Raw genomic sequence first — 7,207 nt, forward strand, 5'->3', positions numbered from 1 at the left:
CGCACGCGGAGCCCGGCCGTCGCTCCGCGCTCGACGGGGCGCACGCCGTCCAGGCGTCCGAGCGCCGCGGCCGGGCCGGCGCCCAGGGGCGTCGCGCCGCCGGGGCACAGGTAGCGCTCCACGCTCCGCCGCCGCCGACGGCGACCTCCGAGACCGTGAAGGCGGAGTCGCAGAGCTCGACCACGAGCTGCAAGCCGTCGCGAGGGTCTGCGGCCAGCGCGCCCGGCGCGTCGACCGCGAAGCCCACCGACACGCCGCGAGGAGAGGCTCCGGAGTTGGTGACCTCGACGGCCCACTCGGCGCTGTCGCCCGGCGCGAGATCGGTGAGGGAGCCCGGCGCGAGAGCTCGCGCACGTCGAGAGCGGGTCCGGCGCTCGCCGCGGGCGCGAGAAGCACCGCCGCGAGGACGGCGCCGTACGCGCGGGCGTGGGGCATGGGGTGACTCCGGGGGAAGAGGGGAGCCTCCGCCCCGCGCCGAGGGATCGGCGGGAGCGGAGGCGGAGGGGTTACTGCTGGATGCCGGCGCGCTGGATGGCGGCGGCGGTGAAGGTGACGGTCGCGGACGCGTTCTCGTAGGCGTTGTCGGCCGCGGTCGGCAGGACGAGCTCGATCAGCGTGTTCAGCGCGACATCGCCGCCGTCCGAGGGGAAGGTCCCGGTGTCCGTGGGGGTGATGCCGAAGTCCGCCGGGGTGAAGTCGGCCGCGTTGGCGACTCCGCCGATCGTCGAGAGCTTGCCGGTGCCGGTCACCGTCTCGGCGCCACCGCAGGTGTAGGGGCCTGCCTCTGCGGGAGCGGCGGCGGGGACCCAGGCGACGGAGCAGGTCAGCAGGCGGTAGTCGAGCCCGTTCGCACCGGTGACGAGCGAGGCTCCGACGCGGCCCGGGTCGGTGGTGTCCGAGCCGACGACGTCGTTGGTGACGTCCTGGTAGAAGCGGACGCTCGAGACGAGGTCGCCGTCGTTGGTCGCGTCCGGCAGCACCAGGCTGATCGGGCGCTGGACGGTGTCGCCGGGAGCGATGTCCGCAACGGTGAAGGCTCCGGTGACCGAGATGTCGGTCTGGCCGGCGTCCACGTTGCCGACGGCGGTTCCCGAGTCGGTGAACACGGCGAAGGCGCCGGCGCCGGCGAGAGCGCCCGCGGCCAGGAGGACACCTCCGGTGAGTGCGATCTTCTTCCAGGGGGTGCGGCGGGTGGGTGCTGTGGTGGTCATGGCGACCGTTCCTTTCAGGTGGGTGGTGCCCGAGGCGGGCGGGGTCTCCCTCACGAGGACAGGTGCAGGACGAGAGGGGAGGTTCTGGGGGTGGGGGCGCATCAGCAGCCCCTCGCCGAGGTGGCGGCCGGCTGGGCGACCGCGGTCGAGGCGGCGGAGGAGACTCCGAGCCAGCGCTGGAGATCGGGGCGGACCCGCCACTGGTAGCTGAGGCCCTCGCCGACCCGGTCGTCGGTGATGCTCGTGGCGGAGGCGGCGGGCGTCGCCACGACGGTCCACGGGCCGGGCGTGGTCCCCGCGAGGCGGCGCTCCACGGTCCAGGCCGTCGCTCCGACGACCGGCGCCCAGCTCACCAGCGTGCTCGGCCGCCCGACCGTGCAGCTCGCGACCGGGGTCGCCACGACCGAGGAGCGCGTCCAGGCGCCGAGCCCGATCGCTCCGCTCGTCGTGTCGGTGCCGGTGAAGCCGCGCCGGGTGAGCGGGGCCGGGTCGACCCAGACCGTGATCGTGCCGCCGGCCGTGAGTGCGCCGTCGCTCACGGTGTAGGTGATCGGGATGCTGCCGGTCCAGCCGTCGGCGGCGGGCGTGTAGGTGCACGTCGAGCCGGAGCAGGAGAAGGTTCCGCGCACGCCGGTCGGGGTGCTGGTGCCCGCGAGTGTGAGAGTCGTGCCGGCGTCGTGGTCGGTGTCGTTCGCCAGCGGCGCGACGGCGACGGCCGCGCCCCCGGCGGTCGCGACCACGCGGTCGGGGCGGGCGACCGGGGCGTGGCCCACCGCAGTGACGCTCACGCTCACCCGCACGTTCCAGGTGCCGGCGGGGCCGGAGAGCGCGTAGTCGAACACATCGGTGCCGACGAAGGCGATGATCGGCCGGTAGGTGCACTGACCACGCGTGCTGCCGCTGTCGATGCAGGCGACCGATCCCTGAGTAGGCGCGGCGGGTGCGGGCGACGCGGCGCCTCCGACGACCTTCGGCGTGGCCGAGAGCTGCGCGCGCGACAAGGTCGCACCCGAGGCGGCGGGACCGTCGTTGGCCAGCACGTCGATGACGACCGAGCCGCCCTGCACGACCGTCGCGGTGTCGGCCACCGGATCCGGGATCACCGAGATGGTCACCGAGGCGGTGCGGGTGAAGGCTCCACCGACCGGGCCCGTCGCGGTGGCCGTCGCGGTGTTGGCGATGGAGCCCGCGCTGACGTCGGCGGCGGTCGTCGTGTAGGTGGCGGTCGCGGTGACGACCTGGCCGGGGAGGAGCCTCCCCGGTGTGCCCGGCCAGCTCGAGCTCAGTGCCGACAGGCCGCTCTTGGGGTCGCTGATCGCGACGGCCGTGAGGGTGGTGGTGCCGGTGTTGGTGGCGCGGAAGGTGTAGGTGACGACGGAGCCGGCGGTGCTGATGAAGGCGGGGTTCGCGGTCTTGGTGAGGGCGAGATCCGTGGTGCGGGCGACGGTCACGGTCGCGGAGGCGGTGGCCGTCACGGCCGCGCCGGTGGGCGGGGTGCCGGTGGCGGTCGCCGTGTTCAGCACCGAGCCCGCGTCGATGTCGGCCTGGGTGAGCGTGTAGGTCGCGGAGGCGGTGACCGACTCGCCGAGGCCGAGCCGCCCGGTGGTGCCCGGCCATGCGCCGTAGGCGATGGTGACGCGCGGGTCGCTGAGGGCGACTCCGGTCAGCGCCACGTTGCCGGTGTTGGTGACCGTGAAGCTGTAGGCGACGGTGCCGCCCACCGTCGAGCCCGCGGTGAGGGCGCCGCTCTTGGCGAGGGCGATCGACGGGGCGTAGCGGATCGGTGTGGACGCGGTGGAGGTGGCGCTGACGGTGGCGGGCGTGGCGGCGAGGGTCCGCCCGCTCACGGTCGCCGTGTTGGTGACGGGAGTGCCTCTGTCGATGTCGGCCTGGGTCACCGTGTAGGCGGCGGAGGTGAAGGTCGTCGAGGCGCCGGGCGCCAGTTGCGCCGTCGCGGGGGTGATGCCGCTGACCATCGGGTCGGTCACGGCGACTCCCTGCAGGCTCACGGTGCCCGTGTTGCGGGCGGTGAACGTGTAGGTGATCCGCTCGCCGGCATCCGCTCTCGTGTTGCCGTTGGTGTCGGTGAGGGCGCCGGCCTTGCTGAGCGAGAGGGAGGGGGCGGGAGTCGCGATCGCTGCGGTCACCGACGAGACCTTGCTGGTGACGGTGACGGTGGGTTGGCCGGGAGTCGTCTTCGTCGCCGAGGCCGTCGCCGTGTTGACCAGGGGCCCCGAGACGGCGTCCTGCGCGGTCACGGTCCGGGTGCCGGTGCAGATGACGGAGGCGAGGGGAGCGAGCGTGGTCGTCGGACACGAGACGTTCGAGACCTTCGGGTCGGACACGGCGACGCCGCTGAGGGTGCCGGCGACCGATCCGTTCGTCACGACGAACTGGTACGGGACGACCGAGCCCTCGGAGTAGGTCGCGGGCTGCGTCGTGCTGCGGTCGATCTGCTTGACGAGCGAGACGTCGTCGAGGTCGTTGATCGACGAGACCTTCACGTTGCGGACGAGGTGGGTGTCGGTCGATCCGCCGGTCGACGCGGTGAAGCCGAGCTTGTAGGTAGCGGGGGCCGCGGTGGTCATCGTGAACTGCATCAGCTGCGTGAGCGAGGAGGCGGGCAGGCCGGCGGAGGTGCCCCAGTAGACGGTGACCACCGGGAGAGCGGCGTCCGAGACCGTGACCCGCACCGTGCGGCCGTAGCTCGCGGGAGGGTTGGTGGCCGAGAGCGAGATCGCCGTGCGGACCGAGGTCAGCAGGGGCGGAGCGGCCGACCTGATGAAGCAGTAGCCGGACTTGCCCTGCCCGGGGCCGCGGGCGACGATCTGGTTCCCGGTCCGCCCGGGGGCCGCGGGCGTCGCCGGGCAGCCGGTGCCCAGGCCGACGTTGGGGGTGTCGGTGGCGGCGGGCGGAGCGGCCGAGAAGTTGCCGAAGGCGTCGATCCCGATGCCGAGGTAGCCGCCCGTGACGCCGTCGACCGTGGCCGACTGCCCGTAGCCGAGGGAGCCGCCCGGTGCTCCCGCCGCGGTCAGCGTCCTGGAGCCGTCGGTGAGGAAGAAGCCGATGCCGTCGGCACCGAGGAGCCCGAGCGCCGAGCTGTACTGGTACTGGTCGAACTGCACGTCGAGGCCGCCGGTCGCCGGGATCGGGCGGTTGAAGATCGCGCCGCCCTTGGCGTTGGCGCTGTTGTCGGTGAGCTGGAGGAAGCCGCTCGTCGTCGATCCGCTCGTCGGGGCGTTCGCGGACTTCGTGCAGGCGCCGAGCCGTGACGCGCCGGTCGGCGGCGCCGTGCTCGCCCGGGTCAGGCAGGCGTCGTCGAGGGGCTGCCAGGCGGAGTCGGTGACGCTGGTGCCCGTGAAGGCCTCCTGGACGAGGACCGTCGCGGCCTGTGCCTTCGAGGCGGGGAGGACGACCAGGATGCTCACGATCAGGAGCAGCACGAGGCCGAGCGCGAGAGGTCGCCCCGGGTGTTCGAGCACGTCGGCGTTCGCCATCGATCGACCTCCCCCCGGAGCGCCTCGCCGGGCTTTCCGGGTGGAGCGGAGTTCACGATAGGTCGGGGTCGGCGCGTGCTCTGCCCCCCTCATGCGGCACGTCGGAGCCGGCCGGCGGCCGGAGCTCCCTGCCGGCGCGCAGTCGCGGGTCGGGTCACTGGGGACGGACGCACAGATGCCATCCAGGAAGGGGACGCGGGGGAGGGACGTCGACGCGGGTGTTGACGTCCGCATCCCTCCTCTTGTGCGGATCGGGAGCTGCGCGCCCGGCCGCGTCGGCTCCTGCCGTTCCACGCGCCTCTGCTCCTGCGGCCGTCCGCACAGTGGCGGGGAAGCGCCGCCCAGTGACGCGAGATCGCGCTCTCAGCGCACGCCACGGCGCGATTCGTTGGCGCGTTCGCCGCTTCGAGTGGGAGTGGCGCGATCCGTGTCCCCAGAAAGGGTCTGGTGCCGGACACGGAGCAGAAGGGATGATTCTGGTGCGCCTGACCGAACCACGCTCGATCCGATGGCCTCTCCGCTCAGCCGTTCCGACCGGATCACCGCGTCCCCGCTCTCCCGATCCGGCATCCGCCCGGCTCGGCCGCCCTCCTCTCCGACAGGTCCCCACCCCATGCCTGGAGCATCGCGGCACAGCCGTCGCCTCGTCCTCACCGGAGCCGCCCTCGGCCTCGGGTCCGCCCTCGTCCACGCGGTCTCCGCCTCCGCCGCCCCCGACTACAGCGCGATCCCGCCGCTGCCCGACGAGCTCGGCCGCGGCGCCACCGTGCTCTCGCGTGTGGGCCGGAAGCCTTACCAGATCATCGACGTCTCGATCAGGGGCGATCGCACCCGCCTGTTCGTGCCGCACTCCGCGGCTCCGTCGCTGCACATCGGAGCCGTTCTGCACTGGTACTTCCACGCCAACGGCAGCTCGTACGCGGCGCTCTCCGGCGCCTTCCAGTACGCCGCCGACCAGGCCGTCGACGAGGGCGTCATCAGCATCTGCCCGCAGTACGGAGGCAGTGTCTGGGTCAGCCGCGCCGCCGTCACCGCGCACACGAACGCGGCCGCCTGGGTGCAGAAGAGCTGGCGGATCGGCGCGAGCTTCCTCCGCTCCAACTCCGGCGGTGGCGCGCTGCTGTGCTGGGTCTACGGCAACCGTCTCCTCCCCGAGATCCGCGGGGCCTACCACGCCAGCGGCGTGTACGACATGAGCGAGGCCGCCCGACGCGACCCGCTCCGCGTGCTGCCGGCGTACGACGACGACTCCGCGGCCGTCGCCGCGACCGATCCCGCACGCCTGCCCCAGTCGGCGTGGGCGGGCACGCGGCTGCGCATCACCGGCTCGTCCGAGGACCTCCTGGTGCCGCTCGCCGTGCACGGCGCGCGCCTCCACGCCCTCGCGCGGCCGGTGGCGAAGGAGGCGGTGCTGCTGGACCACTCCTCCGAGGGCGCCCCTTCCGGCCACATCGTGCCGACCGCCACCCAGAAGGACATGCTCGACACCTTCCGGCGCTGGCTGGTGGAGCAGCCGGTGGTCGCTCTGCCCGCCCCCGTGGTCCCGGGAGCCGGCACCTACCAGAACGACTCCGCGTTCGTGACGACCCAGGGCACCTGGTCGACGCTGTCGTCTGCGGCCGACAGCGGCGGGAGCGTCGGCTACTCGAACTCGGTCGGCGCCGCGGCGTTCCTGCGCTTCTCGGGCACGGGGGTCAGCTGGGTGAGCCGACTGTCGCCCTCCTCCGGGATCAACGAGGTCGTGGTCGACGGCGCCGTGGTCGCCACGGTCGATCGCTACAGCCCCACGACCCGCGCGGGAGTCACCGTGTGGACGAGCGGGCCGCTGCGGGCCGGCGAGCACACCGTGACCATCCGGCGCGGAACAGCGAAGAACCCGGCGGCGACGGGATCCACGCTCGTGCTCGACGCCTTCGTCGTGACGAGCGGGCCGCCGCCCGCGCTCCCCGGAGCCGGCACCTACGAGAACGGATCCGCCGCGATCACGACCGTCGGCACCTGGGCGACCCTCTCGAGCACGGCCGACAGCGGCGGCAGCATCTCGTACTCGAGCACGGCGGGCGCCTCGGCGACCCTCCGCTTCCGGGGAACGCGCGTGCGCTGGGTGGGCCGCCTCACTCCGTCCTCAGGGATCAACGAGGTGCTGCTGGACGGCGTGCAGGTGGCGACCGTCGACTGCTACAGCGACGTGACCCGCTCCGCCCGCCCGGTGTGGACGAGCGCTGCGTTGCCCGCCGGCGACCACACCGTGACGATTCGCCGCGGCTCGACCCGCAACCCCGCGGCCACCGGAGCGACGCTGATCCTGGACGCGTTCGTGGTGGTGTGAGGCGGGGGTGAGGCGGTCGCCCGTCCGCCGTGGCGGGCGGTCCCGTGGCAGCATGTGGGCGTGCGATTCCTCCTCCTCGGCGGCACCGCCTGACTCGGCGGCCACCTCACGTCGGAGGCGCTGCGGCGCGGCCACGAGGTGACGTGCGTCGCCCGCGGCTCGGCCGTGCC

3 protein-coding genes are annotated in these 7,207 nt (G+C 73.5%); 1 reads left to right on the forward strand and 2 read right to left on the reverse strand.

The features are described from left to right. Positions 1-506 precede the first annotated feature (506 nt). Both ACH61_RS13240 and ACH61_RS13245 read right to left on the reverse strand, forming a co-directional pair. The gene (locus tag ACH61_RS13240) at positions 507-1,211 is read right to left on the reverse strand and encodes a TasA family protein (protein WP_068212817.1); all 705 of its coding nucleotides are present in this window, start codon (positions 1,209-1,211) and stop codon (positions 507-509) included. Between the two features lie 101 nt (positions 1,212-1,312). Continuing rightward, positions 1,313-4,708: a DUF7507 domain-containing protein gene (locus ACH61_RS13245; RefSeq protein WP_068212820.1), complete on the reverse strand. Its 3,396-nt coding sequence runs from the start codon at positions 4,706-4,708 to the stop codon at positions 1,313-1,315. 613 nt (positions 4,709-5,321) lie between these two features. Here ACH61_RS13245 and ACH61_RS13250 point away from each other — a divergent pair. Next, the gene (locus tag ACH61_RS13250; RefSeq protein ID WP_068212823.1) at positions 5,322-7,037 is read left to right on the forward strand and encodes a hypothetical protein; all 1,716 of its coding nucleotides are present in this window, start codon (positions 5,322-5,324) and stop codon (positions 7,035-7,037) included. Positions 7,038-7,207: the final 170 nt, after the last annotated feature.

The organism is Rathayibacter tanaceti, from assembly GCF_001634385.1.
In the GTDB taxonomy this organism is placed as follows: Bacteria; Actinomycetota; Actinomycetes; order Actinomycetales; family Microbacteriaceae; genus Rathayibacter; species Rathayibacter tanaceti.

What these genes read in the sequence shown, in the direction of transcription:
- ACH61_RS13240 (WP_068212817.1), bottom strand. Translation starts at nt 1,211, where the DNA reads ATGACCACCACAGCACCCACCCGCCGCACCCCCTGGAAGAAGATCGCA.
- ACH61_RS13245 (WP_068212820.1), bottom strand. Translation starts at nt 4,708, where the DNA reads ATGGCGAACGCCGACGTGCTCGAACACCCGGGGCGACCTCTCGCGCTC.
- ACH61_RS13250 (WP_068212823.1), top strand. Translation starts at nt 5,322, where the DNA reads ATGCCTGGAGCATCGCGGCACAGCCGTCGCCTCGTCCTCACCGGAGCC.